Raw genomic sequence first — 19,392 nt, 5'->3', positions numbered from 1 at the left:
GCCCACCCTGATTACCTAGGTAATTGACACGTATAGACCTAGGTAATTGTCCTCCTTACCATGGTTTTCGACGCGAATCCAAGCGCCCACATAAAGAGGACACGACCATGACCACCCAGGACGTCGATACCAGCACGCTACGACGCGTGATCGCCGCAGCCTCGATCGGCAATTTCGTCGAATGGTTCGATTTCGCCGCATACGGCTTTCTCGCCACCATCCTGACGCGCGAATTCTTCCCCAGCGGCGACCCAACGATCGGGCTCCTGAAGACTTTCGCGGTGTTCGCGGTGGCCTTCGCATTCCGCCCGCTGGGCGGCCTCGTCTTCGGCGTGATCGGCGACCGGATCGGACGCAAGCGCACCCTCGCGCTGACGATCCTGATGATGGCCGGCTCGACGACGTTGATCGGCCTGCTCCCGACCTACGCGAGCATCGGCTACTGGGCACCGTTGCTGCTCACGATCATTCGCTGCGTCCAGGGGTTCTCCGCAGGCGGCGAATACGCCGGTGCATGCGCGTACGTGATGGAACATGCACCGCGCCGCCGCCGCGCCTTCTTCGGCAGTTTCGTGCCGGTATCGACCTTCTCGTCGTTCGCTTGTGCGGCGGTGGTGGCCTATCTGCTCGAATCGTCGCTGTCGTCGCAGGCCATGGTCGAATGGGGCTGGCGCGTGCCGTTCCTGATCGCGGCACCGGTCGGCCTCATCGGCGTCTACCTGCGTGTGAACCTGAATGAAACGCCCGCGTTCCAGGCGCTCGAAGGCAAGCACGACATCGCGCATGCCCCGCTGATGGAAACGCTGCATTCGCAGTCGTTGAATATCCTGAAGCTCGGCGCGTTCGTGTCCGTGACGGCGCTGTCGTTCTATACGTTCACGACGTATTTCGCGACCTACCTTCAAGTGGCCGGGCACTTGTCTCGCGGCACGTCGCTTCTCGTGACGGTGCTCGCGCTCTTCTTCGCCGCGGCCCTGTGCCCGGTCGCCGGCTTGTTCTCCGACCTCGTCGGCCGCCGCGCGACGATCGCCACGACCGGCATCTTCATCATCGTGTCGGTTTATCCGGCGTTCTCGCTCGGCGGCTCGGGCGTGCTGTCGCAATCGCTGATCGGCGTCGCGCTGCTTGCGATCGGCGCGGTGTTCTCGGGCGTGGTGACGGCACCGCTGATGTCCGAAGTGTTCGCGACGAAAACGCGCTACACGGCATCGGCGATCACGTACAACCTCGCCTACACGATCTTCGGCGGTACCGCGCCGCTCGTCGCCACGTGGCTGATCTCCGCGACCGGCACGAACCTGTCGCCCGCGTACTACCTGATCGCCGTGTCGCTCTTCGCGATGATCGGCGGCCTGTCCCTGCCGGAAACGTCGAAGACGGCACTCGAGGAAGCCGGTCCGGCGATCGCGGGCGCCGCCCGGTCCGCCAAGCGCGGCGTCGAAGGCGCCGTTTGAGCACGGGCGCCGCTTCCGCAGCCTGTCCGCAAGCATCCAACGCATCGACAGACACCATGACCAGCCTTCACGACTCCAGCATCATCATCGACGGCCTGAACATTTCCCGATTCGAGCGTTCGGTGTTCGAAGACATGCGCGCGGGCGGCGTCACTGCCGTCAACTGCACGGTCTCCGTGTGGGAAGACTTCCAGAAGACGATCGACAACATCGCGGAAATGAAGCAGCAGATCCGCGAATACGGCGAAATCCTCACGCTCGTGCGCACGACGGACGATATCGTGCGCGCGAAGCGGGAGAACAAGACCGGCATCATTCTCGGCTTCCAGAACTCGTATGCGTTCGAGGACAACCTCGGCTATATCGAGGTATTCAAGGAACTCGGCGTGAATGTGGTGCAGCTCTGCTACAACACGCAGAACCTCGTCGGCACGGGTTCCTACGAACCCGACGGCGGGCTGTCCGGATACGGCCGCGAAGTGATTCAGGAGATGAACCGGGTCGGCATCATGGTGGATCTCTCGCACGTCGGCGCGAAGACGTCGTCCGACGCGATCGCCTGTTCGAAGATGCCGGTCACCTATTCGCACTGCTGCCCGTCCGCGCTGAAGGCGCATCCGCGCAACAAGACGGACGATCAGCTGCGCGAGATCGCGGAAGCAAACGGCTTCGTGGGCGTGACGATGTTCATGCCGTTCCTGCGACGCGGCGCCGACGCGACCATCGACGATTATCTGGAAGCGATCGAATATGTGATCGACTTGATCGGCGAGGACAAGGTCGGTATCGGCACGGACTTCACGCAGGGCTACAGCACCGAGTTCTTCGACTGGATCACGCACGACAAGGGCCGCTATCGTCGCCTGACGGATTTCGGCAAGGTCGTCAATCCGGAAGGCATCCGAACGATCGGCGAATTCCCGAACCTCACGGCCGCGATGCAACGCGCCGGCTGGAGCGAATCGCGCATCCGCAAAGTGATGGGCGAGAACTGGCTGCGGGTGTTCGGCGAAGTCTGGAACGCCTGAATCGCACGACGCATACGCACCCGCCATGCAACCGCAATTGCCCATCGACGTCGATCCGGACACCGGTGTCTGGACCACCGACGCGCTGCCGATGCTGTACGTGCCGCGTCACTTCTTCACGAACAATCATGTCGCCGTCGAGGAAGCGCTCGGCCGCACCGCCTACGCGTCGATTCTCTACACGGCCGGCTACAAGTCCGCCCATCACTGGTGCGACAAGGAAGCGAAGCAGCACGGCATCGGCGGCATGGCCGTGTTCGAACATTATCTGAAACGGCTGTCGCAGCGCGGCTGGGGCGTGTTCAGCATCGCGGAAGCCGATCCGGCGACGTCGCATGCGCGCATCCATCTGCACCACTCGTCGTTCGTGCTGGCGCAGCCCGACAAGCACGGCAAGCTCTGCTACATGTTCGCGGGCTGGTTCGCCGGCGCGATGGACTGGGTCAACGACACCGCGCTCGACACGGCGAGCAAGGGCCCGCGCGCGCATGCTTCGGAGGTCCGGTGCGCGGGAGAAGGACACGACTGCTGTGTCTTTCATGTCGGGCGCAAACCGTTGCAAGCGCTACAATCCGACGGGAGCGAACCCGCCCGATAGCCTTCGTCCGAACACGGTTCGGACCCGTCGACAAGATGCCGACCATGACCGACACGATGCCAAGCCTCGACTACGAAGATCTCTTCAGGCATCTGCCCGTCGCGGCCATCGTCGCAAGGGAACGCATCATGGTCGACTGCAACGAGAAGGCGCTGCAACTGTTCCGGGCGACCCGCGACGACATCATCGACCAGTCGTTCGCGAAGCTGTATCCGCAGCAGAAGGACTTCGCGACGACGGGCCGCCGCCTCGCGCCGCTGCTCGCGAAACATGCGGGGTTCAGCGACGACCGCATCATGCGTCGCGTCGACGGCAGTCATTTCTGGGTCACCGTGTGCGGCTTCGGCTACAACCCGAAGCGGCCCTTCGAGCTGGCCATCTGGACCTTCACCGACCTGTCGGAGAACGCCAAGCATCCCGACGTCACCAGCACCTTGACCGATCGCGAGCGCGACGTCGCGGCATTCCTGGTTCACGGGCTCACCAGCAAGGAAATCGGCAAGGAACTGAGCATCAGCCCGCGCACGGTCGATATTCATCGCGCGAGTTTGTTGAGGAAATACGAGGTACGCACGACCCACGAACTGATCGCGTGCCTGCTGGCGTGAGTTGCGCGCGCGAGAGCGGCGCATCCTGCATCCCCGCTCCAAAAAAAAAGCCCGGCAAAGCCGGGCCAATCAGATTGAGACACAAGGAGAATCCCGCCCACCCCACACCGGGCGGTCACGCCGCGCTACACGACGTTCTTTTCGACGATCGGCCGGTTTTCGAGCACACGCTCCCAGCCGAGCGACGACAGGTCGAGCGATTCATACCGCCCGCCCAGGATCAGTTCACTCACTCCACGCCCCGTCGCGGGCCCTTGCTGCAGCCCGTGCCCGCTATACCCGTTCGCGAACACCACGTTGTCGAGTTCGGGGTGATATCCGATGATCGCGTTGTGATCGAACACGTTGTACTCGTAGTACCCGGACCAGCAGTTCTCCACGCGCAGCGCTTCGAACTCCGGCACGCGATTCGCGAGCGTCGGCCAGATCACCTCGTCGAACAGGTCGTGATCGACCTCGTCGAGCGGCAGGTCGTCGGGATCGCGATCCGGGCTCGGCGATGTTCCGCAGATGTACGTGCGCCCTTCCGGCCGGAAATACACGCCCGTCGGATCGATCAGCAGCGGGCAATCGGTCAGCTTCGCCGGCGACGACACGTTGAAGATGCTGCGACGCCGCGCATACACGGGGATGTCGATGCCCATCATCGACGACAGCGTGCGCGTCCACGCACCGGCCGCGTTGACGAGCGTGTCGCATGCGTAGCGCTCGCCGTCGTTCGTCACCACGTGCGTGACCTTGCGACCGTCGCGAACGACGCCGGTCACATCGGCCGGCACATACCGCGCGCCCAGTGCCTGCGCCTTCTTGCGCAGCGCCTGCACGAGCCCGTAACCGTCGAACCACCCTTCGCCGCTCACGCCATAGCAGCCCGACACGAGATCGTCGACGTTCAGCCAGGGAAACTTCGCGCGCAGCGCATCGCGATCCATCAGCAGGATATCGGCACCGAGCTTCGTCTGCAGCGCATGGTTCTCGCGCAGCGTCGCATCGCCCGCCGGCGTCGCGAGAAACAGATAACCGCCTTCGTGCAGATCGATCGACGGCCGCGTGCCGTCGACCTCGAGCCGTTCGCCGATCGTGCGCAGGAAGTCGATCCCGAACAGCGACATCTCGATCGACAGCGGCGTCGAGAACTGCTGGCGAATCGACGCGGCCGACAGCGCCGACGACGACCTCGCATAGGTGGGATCGCGTTCGATGACGGTCACGGACACCGTCGGATCGGTAGCACGCAGGAAATAGGCGATCGAGCTTCCGATCACACCACCGCCGACGATGACGACTTGAGAACTCACGACTGACTCCAGTTGCACGTGAAAGGCGCGGCCGGCCGGCCGCGCCGAAGGTTGTTCGTGCCGCGTCGCGCGCGGCGCCGTGCGAGCGAACCACCCGGCGAATCGCCCCGACGTGCGCCGCGACCGCATCCGATCGCTTCGGCTATTTCAGCACGTCCTGCATCGCCGCGAAAGTCCGCGCGCGTTCGGGTATTCAGTCCGCCGTTTGCGTGGTGACGGGCTGCCACGCGGCGTTCTTCACTTCATACAGCGTCGAGCTCGGGTTCTTCAGGTCGCCCGTGTTCGTGAACGCGATCGTGCCGGTGATGCCGTCGTAGCGCGTGCCCTTCAGCGCGCCGTTGAAATCGGCCGGCTTCGTCGAGTTCGCCTTCTGCATCGCGTTGATCGCGATCCACGTCGCGTCGTACGCGAACGGCGCATAAGCGAGCATGTCGACGCCGTACTTCTGCCTGAACTTCGTTTCGAACTGCTTGCCCTTCGCGAGACGCGCGAGCGGCTGCCCGTATTCCCACACGGCCGCGCCTTCGGCCGCGTTGCCGGCGAGCTTGATGAAGTTCGCGTTCATCACGCCGCCGCCGGCCAGGAACTGCGCGCGGATGCCGAGCTGGCGCATGCGCTTGACCAGCATCGCGGACTGCGCGTCGAGGCCGCCGAAGAACACCAGGTCGGCATTCGTGCTCTTGATCTTCGTGAGCTGCGCGCTGAAGTCGACGGCCTTGTCGTTCGTGAATTCGCGCGCGACGATCGTGCCGCCGTTCGCCTTCGCGGCCTTCTCGAACTCGTCCGCTTCGCCCTGGCCGAACGCGGTGCGGTCGTCGATGATCGCGATGCGCTTCGCCTTGGTCACACTCGCCGCATACGAACCGGCGTTGCCGGCGTTCTGCGCGTCGGTCGCGATCACGCGATACACGGTGCCGAGCCCGGCGCGCGTGATGTCCGGATTGGTCGCCGACGGCGTGATCATCGGAATGCCGGCCTTCGCGTAGATCTTCGATGCGGGCAGCGTCGTGCCGGAATTGAAGTGGCCGATCACGACGGCCACCTGCGCGTCGGTCAACTGCTGCGCGGCCTGCACGCCGATGCGCGGATCGCTCTGGTCGTCCTGCGACGCGACGACGAACTTCACCGGCTTGCCGCCGATCGTCGTGTGCGCGGCGTTCGCTTCGTCGACGGCCATGCGCACGCCGTTCTCGATGTCCTTGCCGTATGCGGCGCCGCCGCCGGTCAGCGGCACGGCCACGCCGACCTTGACGACCGTCTCCTGCGCGTGGGCCGCGCCCGTCTGGAATGCGAGGATCGCGGCGGTCAGTGCAATACCGGAAAGCGAACGAATGCGGAACGTCATCAGCCAATCCTTCTTCTGTGGGTCGGGATGCGACGCGCGATCATCGCGCGCCGGCGACCTCCCGCGTGCCGGTGATTGTTCTGTCGCCGGCCTGGCGCCGATGGCGCGTCACTTGCCGGTCGATCTTCGCGGTTCCGTCTCCGGGAAACCTGTCGGCGCGAAAGAGGTGAACCGATTGTGGGTAGCCAATACGCGTGCAGCAAACGAAATATCGGAACTATGTTGTGAGGAATTGTCATCAAGTGCCGACGCTATCGACGGCACGCGGCCCGCGCGACGGCGGGCCGGGGAGCGGAAACATCAGCGGGGTGCGCGCTTGCCCCGTTGCACCGAGGCTGCGCGGGGGTAATGCCGATGAAGCATCATCACCGAATCAGGCAGCGGCAACGCTCGGCACATCGCGCGATTCGGTCGATGACGCGGGGCCGGTCAATGCCTGTCGGTGCCCGTCTGCTTGCGCACGGCATCGGCCGCCTCGCCGGCCTTCTCCTGGACCTCGCCGGCCTGCTGTTCCGCCACGCCTTCCGCTTCCGTCTCGCGGTCGCCCGTCACCTTGCCGAGCGCTTCCTTGACCGAACCCTTCACTTGTTTGAGTTTGCCTTCGATGCGATTCCTGTCCATGGTCGTCTCCTGCGATGAGTTGGGAGAGAGAGCCGACGGCACGGCAGCCTGCGCCGCACCGCCGAGTGGACAGGATCGCAGCCGCGCGCCGCGCGCGGCAGATGCGGATGCACCAGCCTGCATGGTGCATTCGCACCGATGGCCCGACGCCCGGCGTCAGTCCTTGCCGCTCGCGCCGCCCTTGTCGCCGCCCTTCTCGGCGCCCTTCTCGCCCCGCACGCCGTTCGTGTCGGACGCGCCGACGATCCCCCGCTCGCGCGCCCACACGATCGCCTCGCCGCGGCTATGCACGTCGAGCTTCGCGTAGATTGTCGCGACGTGATTGCGGACCGTGTTCGGCGCGAGCCCGAGGCGCGCGGCGATCTCCTTGTCGGCGAGACCGTGACACAGCAGGTCGAACACGTCGCGCTCGCGCGCGGTGAGGTCCGACAGCTGCGCGCCCGCGTCCGGCGCATTCGCGCGCCGCACGTTCGCCAGTTTTTCGATCAGCGTGCGGCTGAACCACGACGCGTCCTGCATCGCGGTTTCGATCGCATAGACGAGCTCCATCTCGGTGCGCTTGCGGTCGCTGATGTCGAGCAGCGCGATCAGCAGGCAATCCTGCCCGTGAATCGCGACCGGTTCGGCCGACACGACGCAATCGCGCACATCGCCGTCGCGCGTGCGGATCTGCACGTCCGCGTTGCGCACGTTGCCGTCGCGCGCGAGCTGGCTGTCGATGCGCTGCCGGGCCCCGCGGTCGGCCCACAGCCCGATCTCGTCCGCCGACTTGCCGAGCAGATCGTCGCGCGCATGGCCGGCCATCCCGACGAAGGCATCGTTCACGTCGAGCAGCTCGAAGCGGCCGGCCGTGACGATCGCGGTCGCGACCGGCGCCATCCGGAACGCCTTCGCGAAACGCTCTTCGCTCTGCCGCAGCGCGAGCTCGGCCTGCTTGCGCGGCTCGAGATCCATGAACGTGAACAGCATGCACGCCTCGCCGTTCATGTCGATCGGCTGCCCGGCAACCACCACCGCCTTCGTGCCGCCGTCCGCGCACTTGAGCACGGCCTCCATCTGCGGGATCGTCGCGCCCTCACCCAGCCGCTCGATCGCGAGTTCGCGCCGCTCGGCCTGTTCGAGCACGTCGACTTCGTAGACGGAGCGGCCGAGCACGTCGTCGCGCGCATGGCCCGTCATCTCGAGGAAGCCTTGATTGACCTTCACGTAGCGCAGGTCGTCGAGCCGGCAGATCACGGCCGGCGCCGGGTTCGCGTTGAACGTGCGCTCGAAGCGGTCCTCGGCGCTCGCCCATTCGGTCGCATCGTGCAGCACGAGCGCGAGGCAGTCGGGCTCACCGGCCGCGTTCGTCAGCACGAGGCTGCGGATGCGGTGGACCCAGCTCACGTTCTCGTCGGCGGCCGATTCGACTTCGACGGTCACGTCGCTGAATTCCTCGCCCGCGATCACGCGATCCATCGGATAGTGGCCGTCGCGCACCGGATGATTGTTCCGGTAGCGAAGCCGGAAGCGCTCGCGATACTCGGTGACGTCCGCGCCGAGCGCGTCGAGCTCGGTGACGCCGTGCATCGCGAGCGCGGCCTCGTTCGCCCACACGATGCGCTGGTCGGGCTCGATCAGGATCACGCCCTCGGCGAGCCCCGCGATGATCTGGTGCAGCTGGCGCCTGTCGGTATGCGACTTCAGCGCCTGTTCGTTTACGCGTTCGTCCATTGATCGGTGGTCCACATGGTCGACATGGTTGACGGGCCGGTCGCCTCCGCGCCAACCCGCGCCGGCTGGCGCGTGCACGCGATGATCGCGTGCGGCCGATGCAATCGACAGGCGCGGATGCACCATGCGCAATAGTACATTCGCACGCCGCGCCGCCTGCGTGCGCTATCCCGCCTAACTGCGCGCGGCACGACTGGCGCACCGATCATCCCGCATCACGCGCATCACGACGCACGTCCCGTTCCCGCTCCTTCGTTCCGTCCCCGTGCAAACGCACTAGCCGATCCGGTGAATTTGCGCGATGTCCGCGTGCATTCGCGCCGGTACGCTGGTAGTGCATCGGCGCCCATGCGCCGCCCTTTCATACCGCAGAGGAGGATCCCCTGATGAAGCTGCATCAGACACCCGATCCGACGCGACCCGAACCGGCCCCGGACCATCCACCCGAACCGTCGCCTGGCACCGATCCGCCGGTGCCGCTGCCGCCCGACGTGCCGCGTCCCGACATGCCGCCGCGCGAGCCCGGCTACGACACGCCGATCGCACGGTAACGCACGGCGCGCCTGCGCCGATTCCCATCCACCACGTCAATCGAAGGAGCACATCCATGAACAAGACCTCGAACCTGTCGGCGCTGCTCGCCGTCAGCGCGGCGTTCCTGCTTTGCGCCGCCCCGCTCACGAACGCACAGGCATCGTCGTCGACCGACGACGGCATGAAGGCGGAATCGAACCAGCCCGTCACCGACACGTGGATCACGACCAAGGTGAAGAGCGAACTCGCGACCACGGATGGCGTGAAAAGCGTCCACGTCAACGTGAAGACGGTCGATGGCGTCGTCACGCTGACGGGCGTGCTGCCGTCGAAGACCGCGGTGAAGAAGGCCGTCGCCGTGACGCGCTCGATCAAGGGCGTGAAGCACGTCGACGCATCCGGCCTGAAGGCGAAGGCCTGAACCGTCGCGCGGCCGAGCGTCGCGCTTTTTTCCCCTTATTCCAGGAGCACACGATGAACGAAGACAAGATCAAGGGTCAATGGAAGCAGTTGACCGGCAAGCTGAAGGCCAAGTGGGGCAAGCTGACCGACGACGATCTCGCGGTCGCCGAAGGCAACCGCGACTATCTGGCCGGCAGGATCCAGGAGCGTTACGGGATCGCACGCGACGAAGCCGAGAAGCAGTTGAAGGAATTCGATCGCGACCTTTGACGCGACGTCGCCTCACCCCGCCGCGATGCGTCCTGCATCGCGGCCACGCGGAGGACCACGACATGGGCAAATATCTGATCGCATGGCTGCTCGGCGTACCGCTCGGCGTGCTGGTGCTGTTCTATCTGGTCACGCACCTGTTCTGACGATCGCGCCGCCCATCCAATGCAAACGGGCCGGCGGCTTTCAACAGCCGCCGGCCCGTTTGTCTGCGTGCGTGGCGTCTAATTCGCCGCGTTCGCCGTCATCTTGAAGATGCCCTGCGCGTTGCCCGCGTCGAAACGCAGGTCCGTCACCCAGCGGCGCGCCGCCTGGTCGAACGTGCGGCGGCGCGTGATGAACTCGTAGAACGAGCCCGGCACGTTGCGTTTCACGGTCCCGCCGTCGCGCGTGCGGAATTCGCGCTCGACGATGTCCGCGCGATAGGCGGTCTGGAACACGCGGCCCGAACGCGAGCGCTCGACTTCCGGCTTCATCGGCCGGCCCTTCGCCTTCTCGTCGTCGGATAGCTTGAACACGTCGGCCACGCGATCGGTCGCATGGTTGAACGCGTTGCCTTCGGTCGCGATCCACGCCATCTCGGCCGATTCGAGCAGCAGCGTCTCGTAGTCGAGTTCGTTCGGCAGGTCGTGCTGGCGAGCGAATGCGCCGACGATCTCCGGCAGCAGCGCATGCGCGGCGTCGAGCGGGAGCCAGCCTTCACGCTCGATCTCCCACAGCAGCGCGACGGACGCCGGCGACAGCGGATCGCGCGACGAGCTCACGACGTTCGTCACGGCCTGCTGAAATTCCCTGGAGAAGCGCTCCGGATGCAGTTCGCTGACGAAGAACTGCGCAATCTCGTCCGGCGCGTCTTCATGCGCATACGCGCGGCCCGTCATGCCGAGCTTGTCGAGCGGATAACGGCCGTTCAGGCGGAAGCCGAGCGGACGCAGGATGCGCGTGAACGCGGCTTCGCCCGGCGGCAGCGCGCCCGTGTGCGGCCAGCGCACCGTTCGCAGCGCGCCGTGGTCGAAGTAGACCGAGCCGCCGTTTTCGATCGCATCGGCCGTGTACGCGCGGCCGTTCGCCGAACGTTCGAGCAGCCCTTCGAACAGCGCCATGTTCATCGCCTGCGCGATTTCCGCGCGCGTGACGACGTCGGTTTCCCATTCGTCGAGGATGGCCGGCATGTTCAGGGTCGCGAACAGGGCGTCGGTCTTCGCCTGTCCCAGCAGCTTCGTCAGCAGGCTCTCGATATTCGGATTGCGCATCAGGATTCTCGTGTTTCGGGGGACCGCCGGCAAGCGTGCCGGCAACTCGATTGGCCGGCCGCCCAGCGGGCGCCTGGCCTTGCGTGGGATGCATTATTCAAAGGGTTGCAGCGGGGCGTAAAGCGAGATTAAATTGAGACGTGATGAGTTTTTGGAATTATCGGCCGTCTCCGCACTCGTCCTCCGGCCCGCCGCGGGCGGGTCCGTTCGTCAGACAAAACGAGCATCATGCGCAAATTCAAGATCCCCAACATGGGTGCGCTCGTGGCTTTCGAAGCCGCGGCGCGCCACGAGAGCTTCACGCACGCGGCCAAGGAACTGTTCCTGACCGAAAGCGCGGTATCGCGGCAGATCGCGACGCTCGAGGCGAGCCTCGGCGTGCGACTGTTTGCGCGCGTGAAACAGCGCGTCGTGCTGACGCGCGCCGGCAAACTGTACGGCACGCAGGTGCGGCGCGCGCTGGAGGCGCTCGATCGCGACACGCTGTCGATCATCGCGCACGGCAGCGGCGGCGGCTACCTGGAGCTCGCGGTGCTGCCGACCTTCGCGTCGCATTGGCTGATCCCGCGCATCAAGAGCTTCTATGACCGCACGCCGGACGTGCGCGTGAACATGGGCAGCCGCACCGACCTGTTCTCGTTCGAGGACACGCACTTCGAAGCCGCGATCCACTACGGCAAGCCGACCTGGCCCGGCACGTCGTCCGATTACCTGTTCGGCGAGGAAGTCGTGCCGATCTGCTCGCCCGCCCTGCTCCAAGGGCCGGTCGAGCGCGTGGAGGATCTGCTCGCGTATCCGCTGCTGCACTCGACCACGCGTCCCGGCGCCTGGGCGCAATGGTTCGAGACGCACGGCATCGAGGACATCCGCACCATGCAGGGCGTGCGCTACGAGTTGCACACGATGCTGATCAGCGCGGCCGCGGCCGGGCTCGGGATCGCGCTGGTGCCGAAGTTCTTCGTCGAGGAGCAGTTGCAGCAGCTCGGCCTCGTCGTGCCGTGCGACGCGGCGACGGTTGGCGATTCGGCGTACTACCTCGTTTATCCGACGGAGCTCAGTCACAGCAAGCCGCTGGAGTCGTTTCGTGCCTGGTTGCTGGAGCAGGCGAGCGCGTATGCGGCGCCGGGGCGGGACGAGAACGAAATGGAGGACGATGAAGACGACGAGGACGTCGAATAACGCGGGGCATCGCGAGGTCGGGAGACGCGGGTGGCCGGCTGCGAAAGTCCGGTGCGCGCCGGGCGGGCAACCCCGACCCGGCGCTCCGGGCAGCCGACCTCGCTTCGGCAGCGCGGCGGACCTTCTCTCATTTCTTCACTGCGTGTGTTTTCTCTCAGGTTCCCGGGCAATTTTTGCTTCGCCGCGCCGGACCATTATCCGCCCAATCCGGCCGAAGTGAAACGTTTGCGCATGCACCAGGCGACTTATACCCGCCATTCGGACACATTCCTTCAAATAGCTTACGTAGAGTGCGATCGCGTTCGGCAAATCTTGCAATCGGTTCGGCGTTCCTTTTAAATGGAACTGGTTCCAGTCCGCGTTTCGGCCATGCCGCCGCGTGACGCCGCTTCGTCCGCGCGTCATGATGCCGATTCAGGTTCGAGGATCGTTCAGCTCAGGATTCCGCATCGCCCGTCCTTCCCGGACACCCCGTCAAACGAGACCGTCATGCCCGATTCCGCCTCCCTGCAGCAGCTGTTTCCCGCCTATCAAGACATCCCCGCCGAGTTCCGGCTCGCCGCGCCGATCCACCAGCGCGTGTCGCTGGTCGACGGCGAGTTGCGCCCGTGGGACGGCGCGACCAAGACCGTGCTGTCGCCCGTGTGCGTGCGCCAGCCGGACGGCAGCGTCGCGCAGATGGAGATCGGCAGCTATCCGGTGATGAGCGAGACGGAAAGCGATGCGGCGCTCGACGCCGCGGTGCGCGCGTACGACTCGGGCCGCGGCGAGTGGCCGACGATGAAGGTCGAGCAGCGCATCGCGTGCATGCAGGACTTCATCAAGCGGATGGTCGCGCAGCGCGAGCTGGTCGTGAACCTGATCATGTGGGAGATCGGCAAGAGCCTCGCCGATTCGCAGAAGGAGTTCGACCGCACCGTCACGTACATGACGCAGACGATCGACGCGCTGAAGGAGCTCGACAACGCGAACTCGCGCTTCGTGATCGCGGAAGGCACGATCGGCCAGATCCGCCGCACGCCGCTCGGCGTCGTGCTGTGCATGGGGCCGTACAACTATCCGCTGAACGAGACCTTCGCGACGCTGATCCCCGCGCTGCTGATGGGCAACACCGTGGTGTTCAAGCCGCCGCAGTACGGCACGCTGCTGTTCGAGCCGCTGCTCGAGGCGTTCCGCGACGCGTTCCCGAAAGGCGTGATCAATACGATCTACGCGCCGGGCGCGGTGGTCGTGCCGCACATGCTCGCGTCGGGCAAGATCAACGTGCTCGCGCTGATCGGCTCGAGCAAGGTCGCCGATCACCTGAAGAAGCAGCATCCGAAGTCGCACCGCCTGCGCGCGATCCTCGGCCTCGATGCGAAGAACGCGGCGATCGTGCTGCCCGATGCCGATCTCGATCTCACCGTGAAGGAGTGCCTGCTCGGCGCGCTGTCGTTCAATGGCCAGCGCTGTACCGCGCTGAAGATGCTGCTCGTGCATCGCTCGATCGTCGACGAATTCCTGAAGCGCTTCACCGCTGCGCTCGAACAGCTGAAGATCGGCATGCCGTGGGAAAAAGGCGTCAGCATCACGCCGCTGCCGGGCATGCATCGCACCGCGTACATGACCGACGCGATCGACGACGCGAAGGCCAGGGGCGCGCAGGTCGTCAACCATTCGGGCGGCGAATTCAGCAAGACGCTGTTCTACCCGGCCGTCGTGTATCCGGTGTCCGAAGGGATGAAGCTGTATCGCGAGGAGCAGTTCGGGCCGATCATTCCGGTCGCGCCGTTCGACGACGTGGAAACCGCGCTCGACTACGTGACGACGTCGGAGCACGGCCAGCAGGTCAGCATCTTCGGTTCCGATCCGGCGCAGATCGGCGCGCTCGTCGATCCGCTCGTCAACCAGGTGTGCCGCGTGAACATCAACTGCCAGTGCCAGCGCGGGCCTGACGTGTTCCCGTTCGCGGGGCGCAAGGATTCGGCGGAAGGCACGCTGTCGGTGACCGACGCGCTGCGTGCGTTCTCGATCCGCTCGATGGTCGCGGCAAAGCAGACCGACGGCAGCAAGCAGCTGCTCGATTCGATCGTGTCGGATCACCACTCGAAGTTCATCAACACGGGCTTCATTTTCTGAAGCGCCGAAGCCGATCCGCCGCGTGTTCGCGCGGCGGATCGTTCGTCTGGCTGGACGCGTGCGGGTTGTCCGTTCACACGTTCGACGCCAGCAACCGGATCCCCGCCACGCCGAACACCACGGCAAGACACGCTTCCATCGCGCGGCGTCCGCGCACGTACAGCCGGCGTGCGCCGTCCGTCGAGAACACCAGCGCATAGCCGCCGAACACCAGGCATCCAATCGCGATGCAGCCCGGCACGACGGCGCCGTGCGACGCGCCCGCGCCGTTCGACGACAGCGCGACGATCGACACCCACACCAGGATCGCTTTCGGATTCGTCAGATGCAGCATCGCGCCGCGTGCGTAGAAGCGCGACAGCTTCCGATCGGCCGTCGCCTTCGGCGTGGCGGCCGCCTTGGCCGACCACGCGGTGCGGCCCGACTTGAACGCGAGCCACAGCAGGTACACGCCGCCGAACAGCTTGATCGCGACCAGCAGCTGCGACCAGGCGAGCAGCGCGGCCGACACGCCCAGCGCGGCCACCGTTGCCCAGAACATCGAGCCCGAGATGACGCCGAGCGCGAACGCGAGCGCCGCCTTGCGGCCGTGGTTCGCGGCGACCGACATGATCGCGAGATTGCTCGGGCCCGGGCTGGCCGTACCGACGAAATAGGCCGTGTAGGCCAGCAGCAGATTCGCCGAGAAGAAGGCGTGGGCGCTCATGTCGAACCTCGCGGAGATGATGCGATGATTGTTCGCAAACACGGCGCGGCTGCCCATGGACAGTTGCCCGGTTATTCGCTGGGCCAGTTGGGCGCCGCGCGTCCACAGGTTGCGCATGCATCCGGCGGGCCGCGAACGAGACGTCTCGGATATGAAACATCCGGCGCATCCATCGTGCGCTTTCATCGTAAGGCGGGTGACGCCGCGGCTCGCCGCGCGAGAGCGTCCCGACCTCGTGCCGACGCCGGGAGCGGCACCGGCACGCGCGAGACACGACATTCCCCGATTCGTCGACCGAAACACACGGCCGGTTTCAGCCCGGCGTTACGTTACATCGCTGAAGCATTTCATTCATCCGGCCCCTGTCGCGCTGCCGCTCGCGCTCGCGCGCAGCGTATGGATTCCCTTCTCGATTTTCCGTGCAAGCCAGTATCGGCGGGACGCGACGACCGCTGCCGCGCCCGGCGTCAACATTGCTCAACACTTGGATCGCAGGGCTGGTACGGAACGTGCATTCCCGTCGGATGACAATCGCGCCGCCGATCGGCGCGGACATGAACCCGGATCGGGACCCTCCATCGGACACGCCCGAACGATCCACGCAAGTTACGAGGCTCTTCATGGATGCGCTGCCCAACTCATCCGATACGTCGTTCCAGATCTTTCTCGCGAAACTGCTCGACCAGCCGCAGCCCGAGTGGACGGAAAAACAGCAGATGGAACTCGAGATGGCACGCACGCTGTCGACCCAGATGGTCCACTTCGCAGAAGGCATGCGCGGCGGCAACGCGGATCTCGCGCGCTGCCTCGTGCTGCTGCGCTATGCGAAGGTCCTCGACTTCATGCTGACGTCGCTCGCCGCGCACCGCGACATTCATCCGCAGACGCTGCGCACGCTGTTCCGGCTCGCGAACCTGAAGGTCGACGATGCGTATCCGGTGTGAGCAGGCATCGGGCAGCCCAACGCGGCGCCTTCGCGGCTAGCGCGCCGCCCGCCCGGCCATCCATTTGCGGTAACGCCGCGTCTGGCACTGCGCGGCGAGTTGCTGCGACACCAACGCGCGCAGCGGCGACACGCCCGGGTGCGTGCGCCGCCCGACACTCAACCTCGCGAGCTGGAACTTCACGACGGCCATGTTGGCCAGCGCACCCAGCGCCTTGTTCTTCCAGCGGATCGGCTGCAGCGCCGGCGCGCTGTCCTTGCCGGCCTGCCAGTCGCGCGGCAGGTTCGGCTCGATCGACAGCGCGGTCGCGATGCCGACCATCGCCACGCCGCTGGCGACCACCTGCTCGGCCACCGCGCGGCGCCGGATTCCGCCCGTGACCATCAGCGGCATGGCCGCGACGGCCGTGATGTCCCGTGCGAATTCGAGGAAATACGCTTCGCGGGCCAGCGTGCGCCCGTCGCGCGCCTCGCCCTGCATCGCCGGCACTTCGTAGCTCCCGCCCGACAGCTCGACGAGATCGACGCCGAGCGGATTCAACAGTTCGACGACGCGCTTCGCATCGTCCGCGCTGAAGCCGCCGCGCTGGAAGTCTGCCGAATTCAGCTTGACCGACACGACGAACGCCGGCGACACCGTCGCGCGCACGTCGCGCACGATGTCGAGCAGCAGCCGCGCGCGGTGCTCGATGCTGCCGCCCCACGCGTCCTGCCGGCGGTTCGTCAGCGGCGACAGGAACTGGCTCAGCAGATAACCGTGCGCCGCGTGGATCTGCACGCCGGTGAAGCCGCTTTGCTCGGCGAGCTGCGCGGCGCGCACGAAGCGCTGCCGCACGTCGACGATGTCGGCTTCCGTCATCTCCTTCGGCACCGGGAACTGCTTCGACAGCGCGCCGAGCGCGAGCGGCACGGCCGACGGCGCGAGCGTCGTCTGGCCGAGCGCCGCCTGCATCTGGCGCCCCGGATGGTTGATCTGCATCCACACGTGCGCGCCGCCGGAGCGCGCGACCTGCGCCCATCGCCGAAAGCGGTCGAGATGCGCGTCGCTGTCGAGCACGACGCCGTTCGGCCCCGTCATCGCGCGGCCGTCCACCATCACGTTGCCGGTCAGGATCAGGCCCGCCCGGCCGTCCGCCCACGCCTGGTACAGGCGCAGCAACGCGTCGGACGGCGCGTGGTCCGCATCGGCCATGTTCTCTTCCATCGCGGCCTTGGCGAGCCGGTTCGGGATCACCGCGCCATTGGGCAGTGTGAGGGGCGCAAACAGGTTCATGGTGAACATCCTCGATTGACGATGCCCAACCATAACTTTAAAGTCAGCTTCAAGGTCAAGCCCCCCCTGGAGCACAAAGATGAAGATCGGCGAACTGGCGCGAACCAGCGGCATCGCGGCATCGCGCATCCGCTTCTACGAAGCGAGCGGCTTGCTCGAGCCGGCGCGCCGGCAGGCGAACGGCTATCGGGAATACGGGCCGGAAGCGCTGACGCGGCTCGCGATCATCGACCGCGCGCAGCGCGCGGGCTTCGCGCTCGACGAGATCCGCGCGGTGCTGCCGCCCGATCTCGGCGCGTGGCCGCGCGACGAACTGCTGCGGGCGTTGCGGAACAAGGTCGACGAAATCGCGCTGCTCGAACAGCGGCTCGCGCAGAACCGGCGCAACCTGCAGGCGCTGATCGACGAGATCGCGAACAAGCCCGCCGGCGAGGACTGCGCGGGCGCCGCGCAACGCATGCTCGACAAGCTGTGCAAGGAAGCCGCCGAGTCGGAGCCGGAACCTGTGCCGCATCCCCGGCCGATCCGCAAGCACGCGTGAGTGCGTCGCGCGCCCGATGTCCGTGACGTGCCGCACGCGGCACGCGACACGCGACACGCGACACGCGACACGCGACACGCGACACGCGGTATGCAGTATGCGCGGCCCACGCGCGGCCGGCATCGCGCACGGCCACATGGATGTGCTTACGTCGCAGGTAATCGACGCGCGCCGCCCGCGCGTCGATCATGGCTTCACCGATCGACGCATCGCGTCGACGCCACGGAGCCCGCCATGACCGCTTACGCCATCGCCCACCTGCACGACGTTGAAATGTGCGACGACATCGTCGAATACCTCGAACGCATCGACGACACGCTCGCGCCGTTCGACGGTCATTTCGTGATTCACGGCGCGCGGCCCGACGTGCGCGAAGGCGTGTGGCGCGGCGACCTGATCGCGATCGCGTTTCCCGATCTCGATACAGCGCGCACGTGGTACGAATCGGATGCTTACCGGCGGATCCAGCCGCTGCGCGCGCGGCACGCGAGCGGCCCGTTGATCCTGATCGACGGCGTGGACGAACGGCACAAGGCGACGGACATCCTGCGCTGATCCGCGACGCCGGCGGCGCCTGCGATGCTTACTTCGCGTTGCGCTCCATCGGCTCGCCCACGACGAACCCGCCGCCCTGGAACCGCTGCGCGGGGTCGTCGTAGTCGGCGGTCGGCGCCGTCACCGGGAACAACCCGGCGAACTGCTCGGAGCTGTCGCGCGGGCGGAAGCCGAGGAAGCCCGCCTTCGTGTTGTCCCACCATTTCACCGGGTTGTCCGACGCGCCGTACACGATCGCATGGCCGACGCGGTTCGTCAGCAGCGAACAGCGCACCAGCTCGATGAAGTCGCGATAGCTGAGGAACGTCACGAGCATGCGCGGATTCTTCGGCACTTCGAACGACGAACCGATCCGCAGGCACACCGTCTCGATCCCGAAGCGATCGAAGTAGTAACGCGACAGCGATTCGCCGAAGCACTTCGTCACGCCATACAGGCTGTCGGGGCGCAGCGGCGAATCGGCGTCGAGCACTTCCGTGACCGGATGAAAACCGATCGCATGGTTCGAGCTCGCGAACACGACACGCTTCACGCCATGCTTGCGTGCGGCTTCGTACAGGTTGTACGTGCCGGTGATGTTCGCATCGACGAGATCGTCGAACGGCGCGTCGACCGAAATGCCGCCGAGGTGGACGATCGCGTCGACACCGTCGACGAGCGCCATCACCGCCGGCCGGTCCGCCAGATCGACGACCCGGATTTCCTCGTGCGGGGCCGCGTCGTCCAGCGCGGCAATGTCGCTCACGCGCACGATGTCGGCCCAGCTCGCCAGCGCGCCGCGCACCTGACGGCCAAGGTTGCCGGCCGCGCCGGTCAGCAGCAGGCGCCCGAACGGCTTGCGTGCGCCGGTGGATGTGGCGTTCATCGAATCTCCTTGAATCTGTTCTGAAGTGTCCTGGACGTCGTCCGAACCCGACGGAATCGGAAAACGTTTTCCAACTATACGCGGGACA

Annotated in this window: 21 protein-coding genes; 13 read left to right on the top strand and 8 right to left on the bottom strand. The window is 65.9% G+C overall.

What is annotated here, in order from left to right:
• The first annotated feature begins 107 nt into the window (after positions 1-107).
• Genes LGM71_RS16715 through LGM71_RS16700 form a run of 4 tightly spaced genes read left to right on the top strand, consistent with a single transcriptional unit; the run spans position 108 to position 3,688 of the window.
• Positions 108-1,454, top strand: coding sequence for an MFS transporter (locus tag LGM71_RS16715; RefSeq protein WP_124620681.1), 1,347 nt, complete (start codon positions 108-110; stop codon positions 1,452-1,454).
• Positions 1,455-1,510: 56 nt separating this feature from the next.
• Positions 1,511-2,482, top strand: a complete 972-nt coding sequence (locus tag LGM71_RS16710; RefSeq protein WP_226115430.1) for a dipeptidase — start codon at positions 1,511-1,513, stop codon at positions 2,480-2,482.
• Between the two features lie 25 nt (positions 2,483-2,507).
• Positions 2,508-3,080 carry a DUF5943 domain-containing protein gene (locus LGM71_RS16705; RefSeq protein ID WP_226115428.1) on the top strand — a complete coding sequence of 191 codons (573 nt, stop codon included), beginning with the start codon at positions 2,508-2,510 and terminating at the stop codon, positions 3,078-3,080.
• A gap of 35 nt (positions 3,081-3,115) precedes the next feature.
• Positions 3,116-3,688: a PAS and helix-turn-helix domain-containing protein gene (locus tag LGM71_RS16700; protein WP_124620675.1), complete on the top strand. Its 573-nt coding sequence runs from the start codon at positions 3,116-3,118 to the stop codon at positions 3,686-3,688.
• Positions 3,689-3,813: 125 nt separating this feature from the next.
• Here the strand turns inward: LGM71_RS16700 and LGM71_RS16695 are convergent, their stop codons facing one another.
• From LGM71_RS16695 to LGM71_RS16680, 4 genes are all read right to left on the bottom strand, one after another.
• The gene (locus LGM71_RS16695) at positions 3,814-4,986 is read right to left on the bottom strand and encodes an NAD(P)/FAD-dependent oxidoreductase (RefSeq protein ID WP_059601807.1); all 1,173 of its coding nucleotides are present in this window, start codon (positions 4,984-4,986) and stop codon (positions 3,814-3,816) included.
• 193 nt (positions 4,987-5,179) lie between these two features.
• Entirely contained in the window at positions 5,180-6,331 is a 1,152-nt protein-coding gene (locus LGM71_RS16690) for a branched-chain amino acid ABC transporter substrate-binding protein (RefSeq protein ID WP_151048249.1), read from the bottom strand.
• A gap of 429 nt (positions 6,332-6,760) precedes the next feature.
• A complete protein-coding gene (locus tag LGM71_RS16685; protein ID WP_059601065.1) occupies positions 6,761-6,952 on the bottom strand; it encodes a CsbD family protein in 192 nt (63 codons plus the stop codon).
• Between the two features lie 156 nt (positions 6,953-7,108).
• The gene (locus LGM71_RS16680) at positions 7,109-8,665 is read right to left on the bottom strand and encodes a helix-turn-helix transcriptional regulator (protein WP_226115426.1); all 1,557 of its coding nucleotides are present in this window, start codon (positions 8,663-8,665) and stop codon (positions 7,109-7,111) included.
• Between the two features lie 386 nt (positions 8,666-9,051).
• Between LGM71_RS16680 and LGM71_RS16675 the strand changes: the two genes are divergently transcribed.
• Genes LGM71_RS16675 through LGM71_RS16660 form a run of 4 tightly spaced genes read left to right on the top strand, consistent with a single transcriptional unit; the run spans position 9,052 to position 10,017 of the window.
• A complete protein-coding gene (locus tag LGM71_RS16675) occupies positions 9,052-9,216 on the top strand; it encodes a hypothetical protein (protein ID WP_162840554.1) in 165 nt (54 codons plus the stop codon).
• A 56-nt stretch (positions 9,217-9,272) separates the two neighbouring features.
• The gene (locus LGM71_RS16670) at positions 9,273-9,620 is read left to right on the top strand and encodes a BON domain-containing protein (RefSeq protein ID WP_124620670.1); all 348 of its coding nucleotides are present in this window, start codon (positions 9,273-9,275) and stop codon (positions 9,618-9,620) included.
• A 53-nt stretch (positions 9,621-9,673) separates the two neighbouring features.
• The gene (locus LGM71_RS16665; protein WP_059601059.1) at positions 9,674-9,871 is read left to right on the top strand and encodes a CsbD family protein; all 198 of its coding nucleotides are present in this window, start codon (positions 9,674-9,676) and stop codon (positions 9,869-9,871) included.
• The gene (locus LGM71_RS16660) at positions 9,868-10,017 is read left to right on the top strand and encodes a hypothetical protein (RefSeq protein ID WP_156429781.1); all 150 of its coding nucleotides are present in this window, start codon (positions 9,868-9,870) and stop codon (positions 10,015-10,017) included. Before LGM71_RS16665 ends, LGM71_RS16660 begins: the two co-directional genes overlap by 4 nt.
• Before the next feature lie 78 nt (positions 10,018-10,095).
• Here LGM71_RS16660 and LGM71_RS16655 read toward each other — a convergent pair whose 3' ends face one another.
• The gene (locus tag LGM71_RS16655; protein ID WP_226115424.1) at positions 10,096-11,124 is read right to left on the bottom strand and encodes a DUF1338 domain-containing protein; all 1,029 of its coding nucleotides are present in this window, start codon (positions 11,122-11,124) and stop codon (positions 10,096-10,098) included.
• 228 nt (positions 11,125-11,352) lie between these two features.
• On the opposite strand from LGM71_RS16655, the gene LGM71_RS16650 reads away from it, so the two are divergent.
• Both LGM71_RS16650 and LGM71_RS16645 read left to right on the top strand, forming a co-directional pair.
• Complete coding sequence (locus LGM71_RS16650; protein WP_175814610.1) at positions 11,353-12,303, top strand: LysR family transcriptional regulator; 951 nt, start codon at positions 11,353-11,355, stop codon at positions 12,301-12,303.
• A 489-nt stretch (positions 12,304-12,792) separates the two neighbouring features.
• A complete protein-coding gene (locus LGM71_RS16645; RefSeq protein ID WP_059601052.1) occupies positions 12,793-14,421 on the top strand; it encodes an NADP-dependent glyceraldehyde-3-phosphate dehydrogenase in 1,629 nt (542 codons plus the stop codon).
• 73 nt (positions 14,422-14,494) lie between these two features.
• Here the strand turns inward: LGM71_RS16645 and LGM71_RS16640 are convergent, their stop codons facing one another.
• Positions 14,495-15,127 carry a LysE family translocator gene (locus LGM71_RS16640; protein WP_226115422.1) on the bottom strand — a complete coding sequence of 211 codons (633 nt, stop codon included), beginning with the start codon at positions 15,125-15,127 and terminating at the stop codon, positions 14,495-14,497.
• A 620-nt stretch (positions 15,128-15,747) separates the two neighbouring features.
• Between LGM71_RS16640 and LGM71_RS16635 the strand changes: the two genes are divergently transcribed.
• Positions 15,748-16,071, top strand: coding sequence for a hypothetical protein (locus LGM71_RS16635; RefSeq protein WP_059601050.1), 324 nt, complete (start codon positions 15,748-15,750; stop codon positions 16,069-16,071).
• Between the two features lie 36 nt (positions 16,072-16,107).
• Here the strand turns inward: LGM71_RS16635 and LGM71_RS16630 are convergent, their stop codons facing one another.
• Positions 16,108-17,343 carry an NADH:flavin oxidoreductase/NADH oxidase family protein gene (locus tag LGM71_RS16630; protein ID WP_059601803.1) on the bottom strand — a complete coding sequence of 412 codons (1,236 nt, stop codon included), beginning with the start codon at positions 17,341-17,343 and terminating at the stop codon, positions 16,108-16,110.
• Positions 17,344-17,422: 79 nt separating this feature from the next.
• Here LGM71_RS16630 and LGM71_RS16625 point away from each other — a divergent pair, with 79 nt between their 5' ends.
• Both LGM71_RS16625 and LGM71_RS16620 read left to right on the top strand, forming a co-directional pair.
• Positions 17,423-17,884, top strand: a complete 462-nt coding sequence (locus LGM71_RS16625) for a MerR family transcriptional regulator (protein ID WP_124620664.1) — start codon at positions 17,423-17,425, stop codon at positions 17,882-17,884.
• 234 nt (positions 17,885-18,118) lie between these two features.
• Positions 18,119-18,439 (top strand): DUF1330 domain-containing protein, encoded by a 321-nt coding sequence (locus LGM71_RS16620; RefSeq protein ID WP_124620662.1) that lies wholly within the window; start codon positions 18,119-18,121, stop codon positions 18,437-18,439.
• Positions 18,440-18,467: 28 nt separating this feature from the next.
• Here LGM71_RS16620 and LGM71_RS16615 read toward each other — a convergent pair whose 3' ends face one another.
• Positions 18,468-19,304 (bottom strand): NAD-dependent epimerase/dehydratase family protein, encoded by an 837-nt coding sequence (locus tag LGM71_RS16615; RefSeq protein ID WP_059681075.1) that lies wholly within the window; start codon positions 19,302-19,304, stop codon positions 18,468-18,470.
• Between the last annotated feature and the right edge of the window lie 88 nt (positions 19,305-19,392).

Origin of the sequence: Burkholderia sp. AU33545 (assembly GCF_020419685.1) — a bacterium.
Taxonomy (GTDB): Bacteria; Pseudomonadota; Gammaproteobacteria; order Burkholderiales; family Burkholderiaceae; genus Burkholderia; species Burkholderia diffusa.
The sequence above is the reverse complement of the archived record's forward strand: the minus strand, read 5'-3'. Positions and strand labels throughout refer to the sequence as shown.

What these genes read in the sequence shown, in the direction of transcription:
- LGM71_RS16715 (WP_124620681.1), top strand. Translation starts at nt 108, where the DNA reads ATGACCACCCAGGACGTCGATACCAGCACGCTACGACGCGTGATCGCC.
- LGM71_RS16710 (WP_226115430.1), top strand. Translation starts at nt 1,511, where the DNA reads ATGACCAGCCTTCACGACTCCAGCATCATCATCGACGGCCTGAACATT.
- LGM71_RS16705 (WP_226115428.1), top strand. Translation starts at nt 2,508, where the DNA reads ATGCAACCGCAATTGCCCATCGACGTCGATCCGGACACCGGTGTCTGG.
- LGM71_RS16700 (WP_124620675.1), top strand. Translation starts at nt 3,116, where the DNA reads ATGCCGACCATGACCGACACGATGCCAAGCCTCGACTACGAAGATCTC.
- LGM71_RS16690 (WP_151048249.1), bottom strand. Translation starts at nt 6,331, where the DNA reads ATGACGTTCCGCATTCGTTCGCTTTCCGGTATTGCACTGACCGCCGCG.
- LGM71_RS16685 (WP_059601065.1), bottom strand. Translation starts at nt 6,952, where the DNA reads ATGGACAGGAATCGCATCGAAGGCAAACTCAAACAAGTGAAGGGTTCG.
- LGM71_RS16680 (WP_226115426.1), bottom strand. Translation starts at nt 8,665, where the DNA reads ATGGACGAACGCGTAAACGAACAGGCGCTGAAGTCGCATACCGACAGG.
- LGM71_RS16675 (WP_162840554.1), top strand. Translation starts at nt 9,052, where the DNA reads ATGAAGCTGCATCAGACACCCGATCCGACGCGACCCGAACCGGCCCCG.
- LGM71_RS16670 (WP_124620670.1), top strand. Translation starts at nt 9,273, where the DNA reads ATGAACAAGACCTCGAACCTGTCGGCGCTGCTCGCCGTCAGCGCGGCG.
- LGM71_RS16665 (WP_059601059.1), top strand. Translation starts at nt 9,674, where the DNA reads ATGAACGAAGACAAGATCAAGGGTCAATGGAAGCAGTTGACCGGCAAG.
- LGM71_RS16655 (WP_226115424.1), bottom strand. Translation starts at nt 11,124, where the DNA reads ATGCGCAATCCGAATATCGAGAGCCTGCTGACGAAGCTGCTGGGACAG.
- LGM71_RS16650 (WP_175814610.1), top strand. Translation starts at nt 11,353, where the DNA reads ATGCGCAAATTCAAGATCCCCAACATGGGTGCGCTCGTGGCTTTCGAA.
- LGM71_RS16645 (WP_059601052.1), top strand. Translation starts at nt 12,793, where the DNA reads ATGCCCGATTCCGCCTCCCTGCAGCAGCTGTTTCCCGCCTATCAAGAC.
- LGM71_RS16640 (WP_226115422.1), bottom strand. Translation starts at nt 15,127, where the DNA reads ATGAGCGCCCACGCCTTCTTCTCGGCGAATCTGCTGCTGGCCTACACG.
- LGM71_RS16635 (WP_059601050.1), top strand. Translation starts at nt 15,748, where the DNA reads ATGGATGCGCTGCCCAACTCATCCGATACGTCGTTCCAGATCTTTCTC.
- LGM71_RS16630 (WP_059601803.1), bottom strand. Translation starts at nt 17,343, where the DNA reads ATGAACCTGTTTGCGCCCCTCACACTGCCCAATGGCGCGGTGATCCCG.
- LGM71_RS16625 (WP_124620664.1), top strand. Translation starts at nt 17,423, where the DNA reads ATGAAGATCGGCGAACTGGCGCGAACCAGCGGCATCGCGGCATCGCGC.
- LGM71_RS16620 (WP_124620662.1), top strand. Translation starts at nt 18,119, where the DNA reads ATGACCGCTTACGCCATCGCCCACCTGCACGACGTTGAAATGTGCGAC.
- LGM71_RS16615 (WP_059681075.1), bottom strand. Translation starts at nt 19,304, where the DNA reads ATGAACGCCACATCCACCGGCGCACGCAAGCCGTTCGGGCGCCTGCTG.